This is a genomic window from Actinomycetospora sp. NBC_00405 (assembly GCF_036044095.1).
Taxonomy (GTDB): domain Bacteria; phylum Actinomycetota; class Actinomycetes; order Mycobacteriales; family Pseudonocardiaceae; genus Actinomycetospora; species Actinomycetospora callitridis.
Window position 1 is genome coordinate 1,275,074 of sequence record NZ_CP107938.1, and the last position, 19,051, is coordinate 1,294,124.

Consider the following 19,051-nt stretch of genomic DNA (forward strand, 5'->3'; position numbering starts at 1 on the left):
CTCCGCTACGCCGACAGGGGCAGCGCGCCGGGGTGCAGGGGAGCCTGGAGGTCGGTGGTGCCGTCGGGGTCGAGGTAGCAGTCGACGGCCGCGGCGGCCGAGCGGCCCTCGGCGATCGCCCACACGATCAGCGACGCCCCGCGGTGGGCATCGCCGCAGACGAACACGCCGGGCGCGTCGGTCTGCCAGTCCGAGCCGCAGCCGACCGCGCCCTTGGGGTTGCGCTCGATCCCGAGGGCGGGCAGGAGCGCCCGGTCGTCGGGGCCCGTGAAGCCGATGGAGAACAGCACGAGGTCGCACGGCATCTCGTGCACCTCCTCCGAGGTCGGCACGACCTCCCGCCGGCCCTCGGCGTCCCGGCGCACCTCGACCGACGAGAGCTCGACCGCACGGACGTGGCCGCGCTCGTCGCCCACGAACCGGCGCACGGCGGTGGCGAACAGGCGCTCGCCGCCCTCCTCCAGCGCCGGCGGTGTCCGGAACACGTACGGCCAGGTCGGCCAGGGTGACGACGAGTCCTGCCGGGTCTTGGGCGGCGGGGGGTACTGGTCGAGCTGGTGGACGGCCAGGGCGCCCTGGCGGGTCGCGGTGCCGTAGCAGTCCGCCCCGGTGTCGCCGCCGCCGATGATGACGACGTTCGCGCCGCGGGCGTTGATCGGCGACGGGCCGTCGCCCTCGCACTCGCGGTTGGCGGGCACGAGGTACTCCATCGCCAGGTGCACGCCGTCGAGGTCGCGGCCCTCGATGGTGCGGTCGTCGCGGCCCTCGAGCGCGCCGACGGCGAGCACCACGGCGTCGTGCTCGCCCTGCAGCCGCTCCACGGGCAGCGCCGCGGTGCCGACCTCGCAGTTCGTCACGAACCGGGTGCCCTCGGCGCGCATCTGGTCGAGCCGGCGGTCGAGCTCCCACTTCTCGAACTTGAACTCCGGGATGCCGTAGCGCATGAGCCCGCCAAGGCGGTCGTCGCGCTCGAAGACGGTGACGTCGTGCCCGGCGCGCGTGAGCTGCTGGGCCGCGGCGAGCCCCGCGGGCCCCGACCCGACGACGGCGACGCGACGCCCGGTGCGGTTGCTCGGCATCTGCGGGACGACGTGCCCGTCGGTCCACCCGTTCTCCGCGATCGACCACTCGACGCGCTTGATCGCCACCGGGCCCGGCTGGCTGGTGATCGACAGGACGCAGGCCGCCTCGCAGGGCGCGGGGCACAGGGCCCCGGTGAACTCCGGGAAGTTGTTCGTGGCGTGCAGGCGCTCGCTCGCGCGGTCCCACTCGCCCCGGCGGACGAAGTCGTTCCACTCCGGGATGAGGTTGCCCAGCGGACAGCCCGCACCGCCGGAGTGGCAGAACGGGATGCCGCAGTCCATGCACCGCGCCGCCTGGGTCTGCGTGCCCTCGCGCGTCGCGGGGTCGGTCAGCGGCGCGTAGAGCTCGTGCCAGTCGGTGCGGCGCTCCTCGATCGGACGCTTGGGGTTGTCCTCACGGGAGTACTTGAGGAACCCGCGCGGGTCAGCCACCGGCCGCCACCTCCATGATCACCTCGTGGGGGTCGCGCCCCTCGGTCTGGGCCCGCTGGGTCGCGTCGAGGACGCGCTGGAAGTCGTCGGGCATCACCTTCGTGAACCGCGGCACGGCCGCCGCCCAGTCGTCGAGCAGCGCCGCCGCCCGCGGCGACCCGGTGAGGTCGCGGTGGCGCTCGACGATGCCGCGCAGCCAATCCGCGTCCTCGTCGTCCACCTCGAGCAACGACACCATCTCCGGGTTCACCCGCACCTCGGGCAGGTCGAGCACGAAGGCGATGCCCCCGGACATCCCGGCCCCGAGGTTGCGGCCCGTCGTACCGAGCACGACGACGCGGCCGCCGGTCATGTACTCGCAGGCGTGGTCGCCGGTGCCCTCGACGACGGCCAGCGCCCCCGAGTTGCGGACGCAGAAGCGCTCGCCGACCTGGCCGCGCAGGAACACCTCGCCCCCGGTGGCGCCGTAGGCGATGACGTTGCCGGCGATGACGTGCCGTTCGTCGTCACCCAGGAACGGGGCGTCCGGGTGTGGCCGCACGATCACCCGGCCACCGGACAGGCCCTTGGCCAGGTAGTCGTTGCTGTCGCCGACGAGGTCGAGCGTCATCCCGGGCGGCAGGAACGCCCCGAACGACTGCCCGGCGGACCCGGTGAACTCGACGTGGACCGTGTCGTCGGGCAGGCCTGCGTCGCCGTAGCGGCGGGTGATCTCGGCGCCGGTGAGCGTCCCGACGGTGCGGTTGACGTTGCGCACCGGCATCTCGAGGCGCACCGGCGTCGCGTCGGACAGGGCGCCCTCGGCGAGCTGCATCAGGGTGCGGTCCAGGGCCCGGTCCAGCCCGTGGTCCTGGGCGCGCGTGCGGATGCGGTCGGTGGGCGCACCCTCGGGCACGTCGGGGACGGTGAACAGCGGCGTCAGGTCGATGCCCTGGGCCTTCCAGTTGTCCACCGCCTCGGCGGCGTCGATCAGCTCCGCGTGCCCGATGGCCTCGTCCATCGTGCGGAACCCGAGCTCGGCGAGGTACTCGCGGACCTCCTCGGCGATGAACCAGAAGAAGTTCTCCACGAACTCCGGCTTGCCGGTGTAGCGCTTGCGCAGCTCCGGGTTCTGGGTCGCGACCCCCACGGGGCAGGTGTCGAGGTGGCAGACGCGCATCATGATGCAGCCGTTGACGATCAGCGGCGCCGTCGAGAACCCGTACTCCTCGGCCCCGAGCAGGGCACCGACGATGACGTCGCGGCCGGTCTTCATCTGGCCGTCGACCTGGACGGTGATGCGGTCACGCAGCCCGTTGATCATGAGCGTCTGCTGGGTGTCGGCCAGACCGACCTCCCACGGCGCCCCGGCGTGCTTGAGCGAGGTCAGCGGCGCCGCGCCGGTGCCGCCCTCCCACCCGGAGATCAGCACGACGTCCGAGTGCGCCTTGGCCACGCCCGCGGCCACCGTGCCGACGCCGACCGACGCCACGAGCTTGACGTGGATCCGCGCGTGCTCGTTGGCGTTCTTGAGGTCGTGGATGAGCTGTTTGAGGTCCTCGATGGAGTAGATGTCGTGGTGTGGCGGCGGCGAGATCAGGCCGACGCCGGGCGTGGAGTACCGCACCTCGGCGATCCACGGGTACACCTTCTGCCCCGCGAGCTGACCGCCCTCGCCGGGCTTCGCGCCCTGGGCCATCTTGATCTGGATGTCGGTGCAGTTGACGAGGTACTCGCTGGTGACGCCGAACCGGCCGGACGCCACCTGCTTGATCGCCGAGCGCTTCGACGGGTCGTGGAGCCGGACCGGGTCCTCCCCGCCCTCCCCGGTGTTGGACTTGCCGCCGATGTTGTTCATGGCGATCGCGAGGTCGGTGTGCGCCTCCTCCGAGATCGATCCGTACGACATGGCGCCGGTGGCGAAGCGCTTGACGATCTCCGTCGCCGGCTCGACCTCGTCGATCGGGACCGGTGTCCTGTCCCCGGTGCGCAGCCGGAACATCCCGCGCAGAGCGCCGCCGGAGGAGATCAGCCGGTTGACCTCGGCGGTGTAGCGCTGGAACACGTCCCACTGCTTGGTCCGCGTGGAGTGCTGCAGCAGGAACACCGTCTCGGGGCTGAACAGGTGCAGCTCGCCCTCGCGGCGGTAGGCGTACTCGCCGCCGACGTCGAGCGCGCGGTGGGCCCGCTCCCCCGGGTTCTCCGGGTGCGCCTGCCGGTGGCGCTCCGCGGTCTCGCGGGCGACGACGTCGAGCCCGCCCCCGCCGAGCTTGGACGACGTGCCGGTGAAGAACTCGTCGACGAACTCCTGCGAGAGCCCGACGGCCTCGAAGACCTGGGCCGCGGTGTAGCCCGACACCGTGGAGATGCCCATCTTCGACATCACCTTGCGGACGCCCTTGACCAGCGCCTTCACGTAGTGGTCGATGGCCTCCGGGCACTCGATGTCCTGCAGCCACCCGCTGGTGATCATGTCTTCGATCGACTCGAAGGCCAGGTACGGGTTGACCGCCGCGGCGCCGTAGCCGAGCAGCAGCGCGATGTGGTGCACCTCGCGGGCGTCGCCGCACTCGACGACGAGGGCGGCCTGGGTGCGCTCGCGGGTGGCGACGAGGTGATGGTGAACCGCCGACACCAGCAGCAACGCCGGGATGGGCGCCCACTGCGCGTCGGAGTCGCGGTCGGAGAGCACGAGGATGCTCTTGCCGGCACCGATCGCCTCGGACGCCTGGCGGCGCACGCGGTCCAGCGCGTCGGTCAGGGCCCGCTCGCCGCCGTCGACCTCGTAGAGCCCGGAGATCACCGTCGCGGCGAACCCGTGCATGTCGCCGTCGTCGTCGATGTGGATGAGCTTGGCGAGGTCGTCGTTGTCGATCACCGGGTCGGGCAGCACGACCTGCCGACACGAGGCGGGGCCGGGGTGGAACAGGTTCTGCTCCGGCCCGATCGCCCGCGTCATCGAGGTGACGAGCTCCTCGCGGATCGCGTCGAGCGGCGGGTTCGTCACCTGCGCGAACAGCTGGACGAAGTAGTCGTAGAGCAGCCGGGAGCGCGCCGACAGGGCCGCGGTGGGGGTGTCGGTGCCCATCGACCCGAGCGGCTCCGCGCCGGTGGTGGCCATCGGCGCGAGGAGGACCCGCAGGTCCTCCTCGGTGTAGCCGAAGGTCAGCTGCCGGCGGACCACCGACGCGTGGGTGTGCACGATGTGCTCGCGCGGCGGCAGGTCGTCGAGGTGCACCAGCCCGGCGTGCAGCCACTCGCCGTAGGGCGCCGCGGCGGCGAGCTCGCTCTTGAAGGCGTCGTCGTCGACGATGCCCGGGGAGCCTCCCCCCGTCGCTGCGCTCGCCCCGGAGCCCTCCCCCGTCGCTGCGCTCGCCCCGGAGCCCTCCCCCGTCGCTGCGCTCGCCCCGGAGCCCTCCCCCGTCGCTGCGCTCGCCCCGGAGCCCTCCCCCGTCGCTGCGCTCGCCCCGGAGCGGGTGTCGACCAGGAACATCCGTCCCGGCCGCAGGCGGCCCTTGGCCAGCACCCGCGACGGGTCGACGTCGAGCACCCCCGACTCGCTGGCCAGCACCACCCGGTCGTCGTCGAGGTGCCACCAGCGGGCCGGGCGCAGGCCGTTGCGGTCGAGGGTGGCGCCCATGAGCGTGCCGTCGGTGAACGTCACGCACGCCGGGCCGTCCCACGGCTCCATGAGGCTCGCGTGGAAGCGGTAGAAGTCGCGCTGGTCGGGCGGCATCTCGGCGTGGTTCTCCCACGCCTCGGGCATCATCATCATCACCGCGTGCGGTAGCGGCCGGCCGCCGAGCTCGAGCAGCTCGAGCACCTCGTCGAAGCTCGCCGAGTCCGAGACGTCCTCGGGACACACCGGCATCGCGCGCTGGAGGTCACCCGGGAACAGGTCGGTGGCGAGCAGCGCCTCGCGGGCCCGCATGCGGTTGCGGTTGCCCCGGATCGTGTTGATCTCGCCGTTGTGCGCCATCACCCGGTACGGGTGGGCCAGCGGCCAGCTCGGGAAGGTGTTGGTCGAGAACCGGCTGTGCACCACGGCGATGGCGCTGACCAGGCGCTCGTCGCGCAGGTCGGGGAAGAACAGCGGCAGCTGGTCGGTGGTCAGCATGCCCTTGTAGGTCATCGTGCGGCTGGACAGCGACGCGATGTAGAGCCCGCACCCCTCCTCGGCGGACTGACGCTCCGCGCGCTTGCGCACGATCCAGGCGAGGCGGTCGAGCGCGATCCCGGCGACCTGCCGGTCGGGAGTGGCGACGACGATCTGCGCGAAGTGCGGCATCGCGCCGCGCGCGACCGACCCGACGTCGGCGCCCTCGGGGTCCACCGGGACCTCGCGCCAGCCGAGGACGTCGAGACCCTCCTCGGCGACGATGCGCTCGAGCAGCGAGATCGCCTTCGCGCGGTCGTCGGGGTCGGCGGGCAGGAACGCGAGGCCGGTGGCGTACGCCAGGACCGGCGCGCCGCCGTCGGGCGACGTCCTGGGCTCGGGCAGCGCGACGTCGACCGTGGCCCGCAGCAGCGCGTCGGGCACCTGGAGCATGATCCCGGCGCCGTCCCCGCTGGTCGGCTCGCTGCCGGCGGCGCCGCGGTGGTCGAGGTTGTGCAGCACCACCAGGGCGTCGCGCACGATCGCGTGGCTGGCCACGCCGCGGGTGTGGGCGACGGCGCCGACCCCGCAGGCGTCGTGCTCGTACGCGGGGTCGTAGAGCCCCTGTGGGCCCGGGGCCGAGCCGGCCTTGGACACAGGCATCTCGTGCCTCCTCGTCGTCGCGCGGGTGGTGGAGACCCGGGGACGACGGTGGCCCAGGATGAGTGACGGCGTTGCCACCGCCGCGCGTCGTGCGTGCGGCGGGTCCGTGGATCGAACCCGGTGGAGAGGGTGACGGGCACGGAGACGGCGGCGCCGGACCCCGACGTCCTGCGCGGTGCGACCCGATCCTAGTCCGTCAGCGGGCCCGTGGCAGGCCCGCCGGTGAGGTGTGCGTCAGCTCTTCGCGGCCGACGGGGGCTCCGCCGGCGCGTCCTCCTCGCGCTCCTGCTCCGGGTCGGCCGGGGCGGCGTCGACGCTGCTGCTGCTCGCCGACCCGCCCTTGCCCCCGGACTCGGCCGCGGGCGACCTCTCCTGGCGGCGCGCCGTCGCCTCGTTGCGGGCGCGCTGGTCCTCGTCGGGATCGCCGGTGCTGTTGGTGCTGGCCACGGACTCCGGCGTACCCGGGTCGTCGTCGCCCGAACCGGCGGCGTTGCGGCCGAACACCTCACGCGGCCCGCGGACCCACCACAGGTAGAACACGGCGCCGAGGAACACGACGGCGGAGACCACGACGTTGATCCGCACATCGCCGAACACGCGGGTGGCCGGGTCGGTGCGCAGGAGCTCGATGACGAAGCGCCCGGCGGTGTAGCCGGCCACGTAGAGGGCGAACGCCCGGCCGTGGGCCAGGCGGAAGCGGCGGTCCGCCCACACGACGAGGGCCGCGACGGCGAGGTTCCAGAGCAGCTCGTAGAGGAACGTCGGCTGCACGATCGCGATCGGCGTGGTGTCGACCGCGATGCCGGTGAGGTTGTCCGGCGCGCCCGTGACGGGGTCGATCCGGCGGTAGATCTCCAGGCCCCACGGCAGCGTCGTGGGCGCCCCGTAGAGCTCCTGGTTGAACCAGTTGCCCAGGCGGCCGATGGCCTGCGCGGTGACGATGCCCGGCGCGGCGGCGTCGGCGAACGCCGTCAGCGGGATGCCGCGGCGCCGGCAGCCGATCCAGGCGCCGACCCCGCCCAGCGCGATCGCGCCCCAGATCCCGAGCCCGCCCTGCCAGATGAACAGCGCGGCCACGGGGTTCCCGCCGGGGCCGAAGTACGTCGACCAGTCGGTGGCCACGTGGTAGAGCCGCCCGCCGATCAGCCCGAACGGCACGGCGTACACCGCGATGTCGGTGACCGTGCCGGGCTCGCCGCCCCGCGCCACGAAGCGCCGCTCGGTCCACAGGATCGCCACGACGATGCCGGCGATGATGCAGAGCGCGTAGGCCCGCAACGGGACCGGCCCGAGCTCCCACACGCCCTGGGGCGGGCTGGGCAGATAGGTGGGCAGGGCCGCGGCAAGCACGGCCGCCACGCTATCTGCCCTGGGTCAACGACCCGTGTGCTGGCCCCGGACCCCGGCGGCGAGCTCGGTGGTGAGGCGGGCGACGGCCGCGCGCCCGTGCTCGGCGGCGCTCACCAGCGCGGAGCCCACGATCACCCCGTCGGCGAACTGTGCGACCTCGCCGGCCTGCGCGCCGTTGCGCACGCCCAGCCCGACGCCGATCGGGAGGTCGGTGTGCGTCCGGGCCCGCGTGACGAGGCTGGTGGCGGTGTCCGAGACCGCGTCCCGGGCGCCCGTGACGCCCATCGTCGAGGCGGCGTAGAGGAACCCGCGGGTGGCCGCCGTGGTGGACGCGATCCGCTCGTCCGACGACGACGGCGCGACGAGGAAGATCGGGGCGAGGCCCTCGCGGTCGGCGGCGGCGAGCCAGCCCCCGGCCTCGTCGGGCACGAGGTCCGGCGTGATCACGCCGAGCCCGCCGGCGGCGGCGAGGTCGCGGGCGAAGGCGTCGACCCCGTAGCGCAGCACCGGGTTCCAGTACGTCATCACCACGGCCCGCCCGCCCCGCTGCGCGAGCTGCTCGACGATCGCGAGCGTGTCGCGGACCCGGACCCCGCCCTTGAGCGCGGCATCGACGGCGTGCTGGATCACCGGACCGTCGAGCACAGGGTCGGAGTACGGCAGGCCGACCTCGACGAGGTCGGCGCCCGCGTCGAGGGCCTGGGTGAGCAGCCCGAGCGAGCCCTTGATCGTCGGGTAGCCCGAGGGCAGGTAGGCGATCAGGGCGGCGCGGTCCTCGGCCTTCGCGGTGGTGAAGACCTCGGCGAGGCGGGTGATGCCGGTGCCGGTCGTCGTCACAGCTCCCGCTCCCCGCTCGCGACGGCCCCGTCGGCGTCCTCGGCCGGCGGCGGTTCCTCGGTGGGCAGCGACTCGGGGTCGACCACCCCGAACCAGCGCGCGGCGGTGTCGACGTCCTTGTCACCCCGCCCGGAGAGGTTGACCAGGATCGTGGCCTCCGGACCCAAGGTCTTCCCGAGCCGCACGGCCCCGGCGATCGCGTGGGCCGACTCGATGGCCGGGATGATCCCCTCGGTGCGGCACAGGAGCCGGAAGGCGTCCATGGCCTCGGCATCGGTGACGGGCTCGTAGCTCGCGCGCCCGGAGTCGGCGAGGAACGCGTGCTCGGGGCCGACGCCCGGGTAGTCGAGGCCCGCCGAGATCGAGTGCGTCTCGAGCGTCTGGCCGTCCTCGTCCTGCAACAGGTAGGACATCGCGCCGTGCAGGGCGCCCGGCGTGCCACCGGTGATCGAGGCGGCGTGCCGTCCCGTCGCGACCCCGTCGCCCGCGGCCTCGTAGCCGATGAGGCGGACGTCGGCGTCGTCGAGGAACGGGTGGAAGATCCCGATGGCGTTCGATCCGCCGCCCACGCACGCGACGACGGCGTCGGGCAGGCGCCCGTACGCGGCGAGCACCTGCTCGCGGGCCTCCAGCCCGATGACGCGGTGGAAGTCGCGCACCATCCGCGGGAACGGGTGCGGGCCGGCTGCGGTGCCGAGGATGTAGTGGGTGTGCCCCACGCTCGCGACCCAGTCGCGGTAGGCCTCGTTGAGCGCGTCCTTCAGCGTGCGCGAGCCCGTGGTGACGGGCACGACCTCGGCGCCGAGCAGACGCATCCGCGCCACGTTGAGCGCCTGGCGCTCGGTGTCGACCTCGCCCATGTAGACCATGCACTCGAGGCCCATGAGCGCCGCCGCGGTCGCGGTGGCCACGCCGTGCTGGCCCGCGCCGGTCTCGGCGATGACCCGGGTCTTGCCCATCCGCTTCGTGAGCAGCGCCTGGCCCAGCACATTGTTGATCTTGTGCGAGCCGGTGTGGTTGAGGTCCTCGCGCTTGAGCAGGATGCGCGCCCCGCCCGCGTGCTCGGAGAGACGGCGCGCGTCGGTGACCGGCGAGGGACGGCCGGCGTAGTCGCGCTGCAGGCGGTCGAGCTCGGCGAGGAACGCCGGGTCGTGCCGCGCCTTCTCGTACTCGGCGGCCACCTCGTCGACCGCGGCGATGAGCGCCTCGGGCATGTAGCGCCCGCCCCAGCGTCCGAAGTGCCCGGTGTCGTCGGGTTCGTGCGTGGTCCCGGCGAGGCCCTGGCTGGCCGTGCTCGCCGTGCTGGCCGACGTCATCGTGGAGCTCTTCCTGCGGGATGTGCGGGGGTCGTCGGCGATGCTACGAGGCCGAGGGCCGCGTATTCAGGGCGACGGCGACTCAGCGCGCCGGCTTCGGGCACGCGGGGTGCGAGCCCGCGGTGACCAGCTGGCGCACCGCCGCCCGCGGGTCCTCCGCCGTGGCCATGGACTCGCCGACGAGCACGGCGTCGGCACCGTGGCCGGCGTAGGTCATGAGGTCGCCGGGGCCGCGCACGCCCGACTCGGCCACGCGCAGCACCTCGCCGGGCAGGCCGGGGGCGATCCGGCTGAACACCGAGCGGTCCACCTCGAGGGTGTGCAGGTCGCGGGCGTTGATGCCGACGAGCTTGGCGCCGGCACGCAGCGCCATGTCGGCCTCCTCCTCGTTGTGCACCTCGACCAGCGCCGTCATCCCGAGGGAGTGCACGCGGTCGACGAGGGCGTCGAGGGCGTTCTGCTCGAGCACCGAGCACATGAGCAGGACCAGGTCGGCGCCGTGGGCCCGCGCCTCGTGCACCTGGTAGGTGCCGATCACGAAGTCCTTGCGCAGGATCGGGATGTCGACCGCGGCCCGGACGGCGTCGAGGTCGTCCAGCGAGCCGCCGAAGCGCCGCTGCTCGGTGAGCACGCTGATGACCCGCGCACCGCCGTCGACGTAGCGGCCGGCGAGCCAGGCGGGATCGGGGATCTCGGCCATCGGACCCCGGGACGGACTCGCGCGCTTGATCTCCGCGATCACACCGATACCGGGGCCCTGCAGCGCGGCGAGGGCGTCGAGAGCCGGCGGTGCGGCCGCTGCGAGGTCCTTGACGGCCGCGAAGGGAACGGCGGCTTCGCGGGCGGCGAGGTCGGCCCGAACCCCGTCGAGGATCTCCTCCAGGACGCTCACGCCGGGTCTGCCCCTTTCCCCGTCCGAGTTCGCTCCATGTTAACCCGCTGCCCCTTCCGTGCTGCCCACCCCGTCGGGAGGGCCGGAGCCCTGCCTGCGGGCGGTGTCCGGCGCTGGTTCGCCCGAGCGATCGTGGGTCGGTTCCCGGGTCGGGTCCCGGCCGTCGTCGAGCGCCTCCCACAGCGCCCGGTCCGGGTCCGCGGGTGGCACACGTGGTGCGGCCGGGCCGCCCGGGGCGTCGTAGCGCGCCCCCATGCGCGGCAGGACCGCGGCCCACCGGGCGGCGAGCAGGCCCGCCGCCAGCATGAGCAGCCCGCCGACCACGCCGACGATCGGGCCCGCCGGCACCGCCTCGGCGGGCAGGGGCCGGTCGCCGGGACGCAGGCCGACCGGCAGGGCCGTGGCGGCCGGCGCGACGAGCCCGGCTGCGCCGCGCAGCACCGCCCAGAGGCCGGCGACGGCGACGAGGGTGCCGACGACCCGCCGGCCCCACCCCGACGTGGCGAGCAGCCCACCGACCGCGGCGAGGCACAGGAGCGCCCACGGCACGAGGATCGGTTCGGCACGCGCGCCCTCGGCGGTGTTCGTGCGGGGGCCCGGGAGGCCGTCGATCACCTGGCTCACCCACGTGGCGCGCGACGACCCCCACAGCACGGCGGCCGCGACCACGAGCAGCACCACGACGAGCCCGAGCAGGCGCGCCGGGGCGTGCCCGCCGGCGGGCTGCGGTGCCGCCGCGCTCACGGCGCCGCCGGGAGGGGATCGTCGAGCGGGACCGGGGCCGTGCCGTTCGAGCCCGTGCCCGCCGTGCCCGACGGCGCGGCGAGCGTGCCCGCGGCCGCGACGGCGGCGAGGACCGCGCGCGCCTTGTTGACGCACTCGGTGTCCTCGGCGACCGGGTCGGAGTCCGCCACGATGCCGCCGCCGGACTGCACGTGGGCGACGCCGTCGCGCAGCAGGCCCGTGCGGATGGCGATCGCGGTGTCGGCGTCGCCGGCGAAGTCGAGGTAGCCGACGATGCCGCCGTAGAGCCCGCGCCGGGTGGGCTCGAGCTCCTCGATGATCTCCAGCGCCTTCGGCTTCGGCGCCCCCGAGAGCGTGCCGGCCGGGAAGCACGCGGCCACGGCGTCGAACGCGGTGCGCCCGGCGGCGAGGCGCCCCGTCACCGTGCTGACGAGGTGCATCACGTGGCTGTAGCGCTCGATCTCGAAGAAGCGGCGCACCGTCACCGTGCCCGGCACGCAGACGCGTCCCAGGTCGTTGCGGCCGAGGTCGACGAGCATGAGGTGCTCGGCGCGCTCCTTCTCGTCGGCCAGGAGGTCCTTCGCCAGCAGCGTGTCCTCCTCGGCGTCCGCCCCGCGCCAGCGCGTGCCCGCGATCGGGTGCGTGGTGGCGACGCCGTCCCGCACGGTGACCAGCGCCTCGGGGCTCGACCCGACGATGTCGAAGGGCCGGCCGTCGGCGTCGGCGAGCCGCAGCAGGTACATGTACGGGCTGGGATTGGTCATCCGCAGCATCCGGTAGATCTCCATCGCGTCGGCCGACGTCTCGGTCTCGAAGCGCTGGGACAGCACCACCTGGAACGCGTCGCCGGCGCGGATCCGCTCCTTGGCGACCTCGATCGCCGCGTGGTGCTCCTCGGGTGAGCGGCGCCGCCGCACCGCGGGAGGACCGGCGGGCGCGTCGACCGTGGCGACCGTCGACGGCGCGGGCGCCCCGAGCTCGGCGGTCATGCGCTCGAGCCGGGCGAGCGCGTCGTCGTAGGCGGCGTCCGCCCGCTCGGGGCTGTCGTCCCAGTTCACCGCGTTGGCGATGAGGGTGACGGTGCCCTCGTGGTGGTCCAGCGCCGCGACGTCGGTGGCGAGCAGCATGACCATCTCGGGCAGCTGCAGGTCGTCGGTGGCGTGCTCCGGGACGCGCTCGAGCCGGCGGACCGCGTCGTAGCCGACGTAGCCGACGAGCCCCCCGGTGAGCGGCGGCAGGCCGGGCAGCGGATCGGTGCGCAGGCGCTGCAGCGTCTCGCGCAGGACGACCAGCGGGTCGTCCGAGTGCGCCTCGTCGTCCGGGCCGCCGGGCAGACCGACCGGCACCTGCCCGGTCCACACCGCGCGGCCGTCGGCCTCGGTGAGCGTCGCGGCGCTGCGTGCCCCGACGAAGCTCCAGCGCGACCACGACTCGCCGTGCGCCGCGGACTCGAACAGGAACGTGCCGGGCCGCCGGCCCGCGAGCTTGCGGTAGAGCCCGACGGGCGTCTCCCCGTCGGCCAGCAGCCGCCGCGTCACCGGGATGACGCGGTGGTGCGCCGCCAGGGCGTGGAACCCCGCGCGGTCGGGCACGACCGCGCCGAGCGGGGCGGCGGAGGGGTCGGAAACGGCCACGACCCCATTCTGGCCCCCGGCCCCGACAGCCCTCGGCAACCGGGTCCGCGGTCGCGTGAGGGGCAACCGGTAGGAGCGAACGGGCGGTTCGCTGCTTCTATGCGCCGGAACTCCCCGTTGATCGCGGGCGCCGCGGCTCTGTCGGACGAGGGGCACGTTCGGCAGGCGCGCCTGCCCGATGACCATGCGCAACGTGCCCGTCGCGGCGGGTCGGACGGGCAGCTCTCCACCGGAGGCGGGGCCGCCCGTCCCCGGTGGAGCGACCGTCCCGATCACCGACGAGGGGGCGCGGGGGCCTCCGGTCCGGCCACGTCGGCGTCCGGCGCGGGCTCCCCCGCCGGCGCCGTCGGCGTGGCCCGGGTCCGCGCCGCCACCGCCACGGCGCCGAGGACGACGGCGCAGCCGACGAGCTGGAGCACCCCGGGCACCTCGGCGAGGATCAGCGCGCCGAGCAGGACCGCGCCCACGGGCTGCAGCAGGAGGATCGAGGCACCGGTGGAGGACGCGAGGCGCGGCAGCGCCGACGCGATGAGCACCCAGCCGACGACCTGGCCGACGATCGCCAGCACGACGAGCCACATCAGGGAGCGCGCGTCCGGCGCGAGGTCGATGCCCTGCCAGAACGAGCCGACGGCGAACGACGTCACCGCGGCCCCGACGGTGGCGATCGCGACCGGGGTGAACCGCTGGCCCGGGCCGGCGCCGAGGCGCACGAACAGCAGGTAGCCCGCGTAGGCGGCCGCGGCGACCAGCGCGGTCACGGTGCCGCGGACCGGGGCGACGCCGGTCACCGCCTCCGGGTCGCCGATGAGACCGCCCGCCAGGGCGACACCGACGAGCATCACCGGCACGGCGAGCACGAACGTGCGGCGCACCCGCTCGCCGAGGACGAGGAACGCGAGCAGCGGGAGGATGACCACCTGCACGTTGACCAGCACCGTCGACACCCCGGCCCCGACGGCGTGCACGGACTCCGCCCACAGCGTCATGTCGAGGCCGAGCAGCGCGCCGCCGACGAACAGCACGAGCGGACGGTTGCCCGTCGTCGGCGACGACCGCAGACGGCGCCGCCGCTCGAGCAGGGCCAGCGGCACGAGCAGCGGGAGCGCGAGAGCGCAGCGGAAGAACGTCGCCGTGCCCGGGCTGACGTCGGCGAGCGCGATGAAGATCGGCGAGAACGCGATGCAGAGGCTGCCGGCGACGGCGACCAGACGCGGGTCGACGCGGGGGACGACCGAGGCGGCCGGGGCGGGGCCGACGAGGGAGCGCGTCACGCCCTCGATGGTCGGTCCGATGACCGTTGAGGACCAGCGAGGTTTCCTGCCTCGAACTCGTTAGAGTCGCTACCGTGTTCGCCCTCGACCGGCTCCGGGCCCTCGACGCCCTCGCGACGCACCGGTCGGTGGCCGGCGCGGCGGCGGCCCTGCACCTCACGCCGTCGGCGGTGTCGCAGCAGCTGGCGAAGCTCGACCGCGAGGCGGGCGCGGTGCTCACCGAGCCGGCGGGGCGGGGCCTGCGCCTCACGCCCGCGGGCCGGATGCTCGCCGAGCACGCCGCGGACATCCTCGCCCGCGTCGCCGCCGCCCGGCTCGACCTCGACCGGCTGCGCGACGAGGTCGTCGGCGAGCTGCGGATCGGCGCGATCCCGACGTCGGTGCACGCCCTCGCCCCGGCCGCGCTCGCCCGCCTCCGGGCCACCTACCCGGACCTGCGGGTCGCGCTCGCCGACGGGGAGGCCGAGGAGACCGTGCCGGCCGTGCTGGCCGGCGACCTCGACCTGGCGATCGTGGAGAACTGGGACGGCTCGCCCGCCCCCGTCCCGGCCGGCACCTCGCGTGCCCGGCTCTGCGACGACGTCATCGACCTCCTCCTGCCGGCCGACCACCGGCTGGCCGGGCCGGGACCGGTCGACCTCGCCGAGGTCGACGACCTCGACTGGGTCGCCGACGGCGTCCACACCCGGGCCGGAGCCTGGCTGCTCCAGACGCTGCGCCGGGCGGGACTCCAGCCGCGGGTGACGTGCCAGGTCTGCGGCTTCGGGATGCACGTCGAGCTGGTCGCGGGCATCGGGGTCGCGGGGCTGGTCCCGCGCCTGGCCCGTCCCCCGCTGCCGCCGGGCGTGGTCGCGGCGACGACCACACCGCCGCTGCGCCGCAGCATCGACGCCGTGTGGCGCACCGACCGCGGGACGGCGGCGGTGCGGGCCGCGGTCGCGACGTTCACCGACGTCGCCGCGCAGCGGGACCCGCTGCCGAGCGGGGCGCGAGGTGCGGCCCCACGGGGGGAGGGCGTTCCTCACGGGTCGTGAGCGCGGGCAGTGCGCCGGCTCGATGTGATGGCGATGGCAGGGTCCGCACCGGGCGGCTGACCTGGGTGCGTCCGCGGCGGACCTACCGGTCCGCCCTCCGACCGCGCCACCATGCAGGGGTGCTGCTGGGGCGAGACCGCGACCTGGCGGCGCTGGGCGCGCACCTGGCGGAGTCCCGCCTGGTGACGCTGACCGGCGTCGGTGGGGTCGGCAAGACGACGCTCGCACTGGCGGTCGCGACCGAGGGGGCGGGGCGGGCGGCTGTGTGCGAGCTCGCCGCCGTCACCCGCGCCGAGGACGTCTCCGTCGCCGTCGGCGAGGGCCTCGGCTTCCCGTCGCTGGACGCCGCGCTCGTCGGGCTGAGCGGCGTTCGGATGCTCGTCGTGCTGGACAACTGCGAACACGTGCTCGACGCGGCCGCGAACGCCGCCGCTCGGCTGCTGGCGACGTACCCGGGGGTCTCGGTGCTCGCCACCAGCCGCGAGCCGCTGGACCTGCCCGACGAGCGAGTGGTCCCGTTGTCGCCACTGGCCCTGCCCGCCGACGACGACCCCGAGCGCCTGCGGGACTCGCCCGCGGCGGCGCTGCTGCTGTCGAGGGCGCGCGACGCCGGGAGCGAGCTCGCCCTCGACGTCGACACCGCGCCGTCGATCGCGGCGCTGTGCCGACGCCTCGACGGCCTGCCGCTCGCGTTGGAGCTGGCGGCGGCCCGGACCCGCAGCCTCACCCCGGCGGAGATCCTCGCCCACCTCGACCAGCGGCTGGACCTGCTGAGCCGGTCCCGCGACCGGGGCCCGTGGCGGCACCGCAGCCTGGAGACCGCGATCGAATGGTCCTACACCCGGCTGCCCGAGCCGACCGCGCGGTTCTTCGACCGGCTCGGGGTGTTCGACGGCCGCTTCACCGCGGAGGAGGCGCATGCCGTGGCCGGCGCCGTGGATGCGGACGCCCTCGGGGTCGTCGAGCAGCTGGACCACCTCGTCTCCCGGTCGATGCTGACCGTCCGCCAGCAGGTCGACCGCAGCTGGTACGGCCTGCTCGACACGCTGCGCGCCTTCGCCCGCGCTCGCCTGGCCGAGCGCGGAGAGCTCGCCGCCGCGCAGGACCGCCGTGTCGATCGGTTGGTCGAGCTGGCCACACGGACCCGGTGGGACGCGGCGCTCTCCGGGGGATCGGACGCGCAGCCGCCCGGACTCGGCACACAGACCGAGGTGCTCAACGCGGTGCGCTGGTGCCTCGATCGTGACGACGAGCCGGACCGCGCCGTCGTCCTGGTCCCGCTGCTCGTGCGGGTCGTGTACCGGGCGCGGCCGGAGCCGGTCGCCGAGCTCGGCGAGGCCCTGCTCGAGCGCTGGCCCGACCGGCGGGTCCCGGCATGGGCGGAGTTCGCCGCGGTCACCGCGTTCGCGCACATGGCCGTCCGGAACACCGGGCGCGCCGCGGCGATCGCCCGAGAGACGATGGCCGCCGAGCCGAGCCCGTTCGCCGAGGTCCTCGCGCTGCGCACCCTCTACTTCCACGAGGTGGTCGCCGGTCGCCCCGAGCGGGCCCTCGCGTGGACCGACCGGGCCATCGACGTCGCCGACGCCCGCGGCGCACCGGCGTGGGCGAGCGAGATGCGGACGTACCGGTCGAGCGCTCTCGTCGCCCTGGGCCGGTTCCGGGACGCGACACGGCAGGCCGACGACGCCCATGCCCAGGCCGTGGCGGCGGGCGGCGGGTTCCCGGAGGTCCTGGCAGCGGTGATCCGCGCCAACCTCCTCGTGGGTGCCGAGCCCGCGTTCGCCCGGCACGTGCTGACCGGGGTGGCCGAACGGTCGCGCGCCGGCGCCCACCCGCTGGTCGAGGGACCCTGCTACTGGTCACTGGCCCGGATCGCGCTCCGGGACGACGGCCCGGCGCAGGCCGCGGAGTGGCTCGCCCGAGCGCTGGAGCTGTTCGTGCGCATCGGGCACGCGGTCCCACTCCGGGTGACGTTGCGGTGGGTGGCCGTCCTGCTCCGCGCGGCCGGACGCATCGAGGCGGCCGCGGTCCTGCGCGCCGCGGCCGGCACGGCGCACACCCTCACCCTCTACGAGTGGCCGTGGTCCGACCTCGCCGACGAACCGACGGACGCGGACGCCGTGGCGCCGCCGCCGCGCGAGGCCGTCGTCCTCGCTCGGCGGGAGCTCGGCGCGCTCCGTCGGCCGGCGGCCCCGGAAGGCGCCGACGCCCGACCGGCGGTCCACGACACGGCAGTCCCGCCGGAACCGAACCGGTTCCAGCTCGACGGTGCGGTCTGGACGGTGTCGTTCGCCGGGCAGACCGTCCGGCTGCCGGATGCGAAGGGGATGCACGACCTGGCGACGCTCCTCGCTCGACCTGGCCGCGAGGTGCACTGCACGGAGCTGGTCGGGGCGGCCGTCGAGCAGCCCGCCGGCGGCGAGATGCTCGACGCCCGGGCCCGCCGCAGCTACGAGACCCGCATCCGAGCGCTTCAGGACGACCTCGACGAGGCCGAGCACACCGGCGACCGCGGCCGCGCCGAGGCGTCCCGGCTGGAGCTCGACCTGCTCGTCGACCACCTGGCCGCCGCCACCGGGCTGAGCGGACGCGCCCGGCGTCCGCGTGGCACCAGCGAGCGGGCCCGCTCGGCGGTGACCTGGCGGGTCCGTGCCGCGCTGCGCCGCATCGAGGAGGTGCACCCGCCGCTCGGCCGGCACCTGCGGGTCGCGATCCGCACCGGGACCTGGTGCTGCTACGCCGCCGAGGGCGACGTCGCCTGGCGCGGGGCCTGAGCCCACTCCGAGGGCGCTGGCCAGCAGGGCCGCGGTGGTGCCGGCCCGGAGCGCGGCCGCGGCGAACACCAGCAGCCCGCCAGGTTCGCCACACTCGTCACCGAGACCATCGCGGCGGTCCGGCCAGCCCCGTCGCCGTCGGGACGAGCACCGCGCTTCCCGCCGCGCCGCACGCGGACACGAGGGCGATCGCCGCCGCCCGCCCGCGGGCCGGGCCCACCCCGACGGTGGTCGGCATCGGCACGAGCACGCAGCCGGCACCGCCACCGACACCCAGGACGGCCGCCGCGGTCGCGACGGACGCCACGCCGGCCAGCACCCACGAGGTGCCCGGCTCGGCCTCCCGTCCGGCGGGAGCCCGATCACCGGCCCTCGCGGCCGGGGCGCAGGACGAGCCCGAGGTCGGCCACGCCCTCGACACCGAGGTCCGCGTACGGCGCGATGTCGACGAAGCCGTGCTCGCGGTAGAGCCGGTCCGCGTCGGCCATGGTGGCCGGCTTGGTCTGCAGCCGGAGCTCGAGGAAGCCGAGGTCGAGGGCCGCCTCGATCGCCTCGACGAGCAGGGCCCGACCGACGCCCAGGCCTCGCGCGTGCGGGCGGACGTACATCCGCTTGAGCTCACCGACCGCGCCGGCGAGCCGGTGCACCCCGGCCATTCCCGCCGGGGCCCGACCGGCCCACGCCACGACCAGGACGCCGTCGGGTGGCCGGTAGAACCGCTCGAGGTCGGAGAACTCGATGTCCGCGTCCGGCTGCGCGACCGTGAGGTCGATGGCCGCGGCGTCGGCCAGCCACCGCCGGTACTCGTCGAGCAACGTCGCCGCCGCCCGCCAGTCGCCGGCCGTACGGGCACGGGATACCGCGATCGGTGCGCGGGGCACGGCCGTGAGTGTGCCGTTCATGGTGCTGCCTCCGTCGAGACTCTCCAGGCCGGTCCGGCC

The 19,051-nt window shown here is 75.0% G+C and carries 13 protein-coding genes; 2 read left to right on the forward strand and 11 right to left on the reverse strand.

Going from position 1 to position 19,051, the window contains the following annotated elements; all coding sequences use genetic code 11:
- Positions 1–5: 5 nt before the first annotated feature.
- From OG774_RS06250 to OG774_RS06290, 9 genes are all read right to left on the reverse strand, one after another.
- A complete protein-coding gene (locus tag OG774_RS06250) occupies positions 6–1,514 on the reverse strand; it encodes a glutamate synthase subunit beta (RefSeq protein ID WP_328307684.1) in 1,509 nt (502 codons plus the stop codon).
- On the reverse strand, positions 1,507–6,252 hold the full coding sequence (gene gltB / locus OG774_RS06255) for a glutamate synthase large subunit (RefSeq protein ID WP_328307686.1): 4,746 nt from the start codon (positions 6,250–6,252) through the stop codon (positions 1,507–1,509). Before gltB ends, OG774_RS06250 begins: the two co-directional genes overlap by 8 nt.
- 234 nt (positions 6,253–6,486) lie before the next feature.
- On the reverse strand, positions 6,487–7,602 hold the full coding sequence (lgt, locus tag OG774_RS06260; protein WP_442873952.1) for a prolipoprotein diacylglyceryl transferase: 1,116 nt from the start codon (positions 7,600–7,602) through the stop codon (positions 6,487–6,489).
- A 24-nt stretch (positions 7,603–7,626) separates the two neighbouring features.
- Positions 7,627–8,418, reverse strand: coding sequence for a tryptophan synthase subunit alpha (gene trpA, locus OG774_RS06265; RefSeq protein WP_328310822.1), 792 nt, complete (start codon positions 8,416–8,418; stop codon positions 7,627–7,629).
- 17 nt (positions 8,419–8,435) lie between these two features.
- Positions 8,436–9,755, reverse strand: a complete 1,320-nt coding sequence (gene trpB, locus OG774_RS06270; RefSeq protein ID WP_328307690.1) for a tryptophan synthase subunit beta — start codon at positions 9,753–9,755, stop codon at positions 8,436–8,438.
- A gap of 82 nt (positions 9,756–9,837) precedes the next feature.
- Positions 9,838–10,647 (reverse strand): indole-3-glycerol phosphate synthase TrpC, encoded by an 810-nt coding sequence (gene trpC / locus OG774_RS06275; protein WP_274195027.1) that lies wholly within the window; start codon positions 10,645–10,647, stop codon positions 9,838–9,840.
- 39 nt (positions 10,648–10,686) lie between these two features.
- Complete coding sequence (locus OG774_RS06280) at positions 10,687–11,391, reverse strand: TIGR02234 family membrane protein (RefSeq protein WP_328307692.1); 705 nt, start codon at positions 11,389–11,391, stop codon at positions 10,687–10,689.
- Positions 11,388–13,025 (reverse strand): anthranilate synthase component I, encoded by a 1,638-nt coding sequence (locus OG774_RS06285; RefSeq protein WP_328307694.1) that lies wholly within the window; start codon positions 13,023–13,025, stop codon positions 11,388–11,390. The genes OG774_RS06280 and OG774_RS06285 overlap by 4 nt, the downstream gene beginning before the upstream one ends.
- Positions 13,026–13,297: 272 nt before the next feature.
- Positions 13,298–14,299 carry a DMT family transporter gene (locus OG774_RS06290; protein WP_328307696.1) on the reverse strand — a complete coding sequence of 334 codons (1,002 nt, stop codon included), beginning with the start codon at positions 14,297–14,299 and terminating at the stop codon, positions 13,298–13,300.
- A 74-nt stretch (positions 14,300–14,373) separates the two neighbouring features.
- On the opposite strand from OG774_RS06290, the gene OG774_RS06295 reads away from it, so the two are divergent.
- Positions 14,374–15,333, forward strand: a complete 960-nt coding sequence (locus OG774_RS06295) for a LysR family transcriptional regulator (protein ID WP_328307698.1) — start codon at positions 14,374–14,376, stop codon at positions 15,331–15,333.
- A gap of 119 nt (positions 15,334–15,452) precedes the next feature.
- Entirely contained in the window at positions 15,453–18,110 is a 2,658-nt protein-coding gene (locus tag OG774_RS06300; RefSeq protein WP_328307700.1) for an ATP-binding protein, read from the forward strand.
- A gap of 97 nt (positions 18,111–18,207) precedes the next feature.
- Here OG774_RS06300 and OG774_RS06305 read toward each other — a convergent pair whose 3' ends face one another.
- Positions 18,208–18,417, reverse strand: a complete 210-nt coding sequence (locus tag OG774_RS06305) for a hypothetical protein (RefSeq protein ID WP_328307702.1) — start codon at positions 18,415–18,417, stop codon at positions 18,208–18,210.
- 55 nt (positions 18,418–18,472) lie between these two features.
- Positions 18,473–18,991: a GNAT family N-acetyltransferase gene (locus OG774_RS06310; protein WP_328307704.1), complete on the reverse strand. Its 519-nt coding sequence runs from the start codon at positions 18,989–18,991 to the stop codon at positions 18,473–18,475.
- Between the last annotated feature and the right edge of the window lie 60 nt (positions 18,992–19,051).

What these genes read in the sequence shown, in the direction of transcription:
- gltB (WP_328307686.1), bottom strand. Translation starts at nt 6,252, where the DNA reads ATGCCTGTGTCCAAGGCCGGCTCGGCCCCGGGCCCACAGGGGCTCTAC.
- trpB (WP_328307690.1), bottom strand. Translation starts at nt 9,755, where the DNA reads ATGACGTCGGCCAGCACGGCGAGCACGGCCAGCCAGGGCCTCGCCGGG.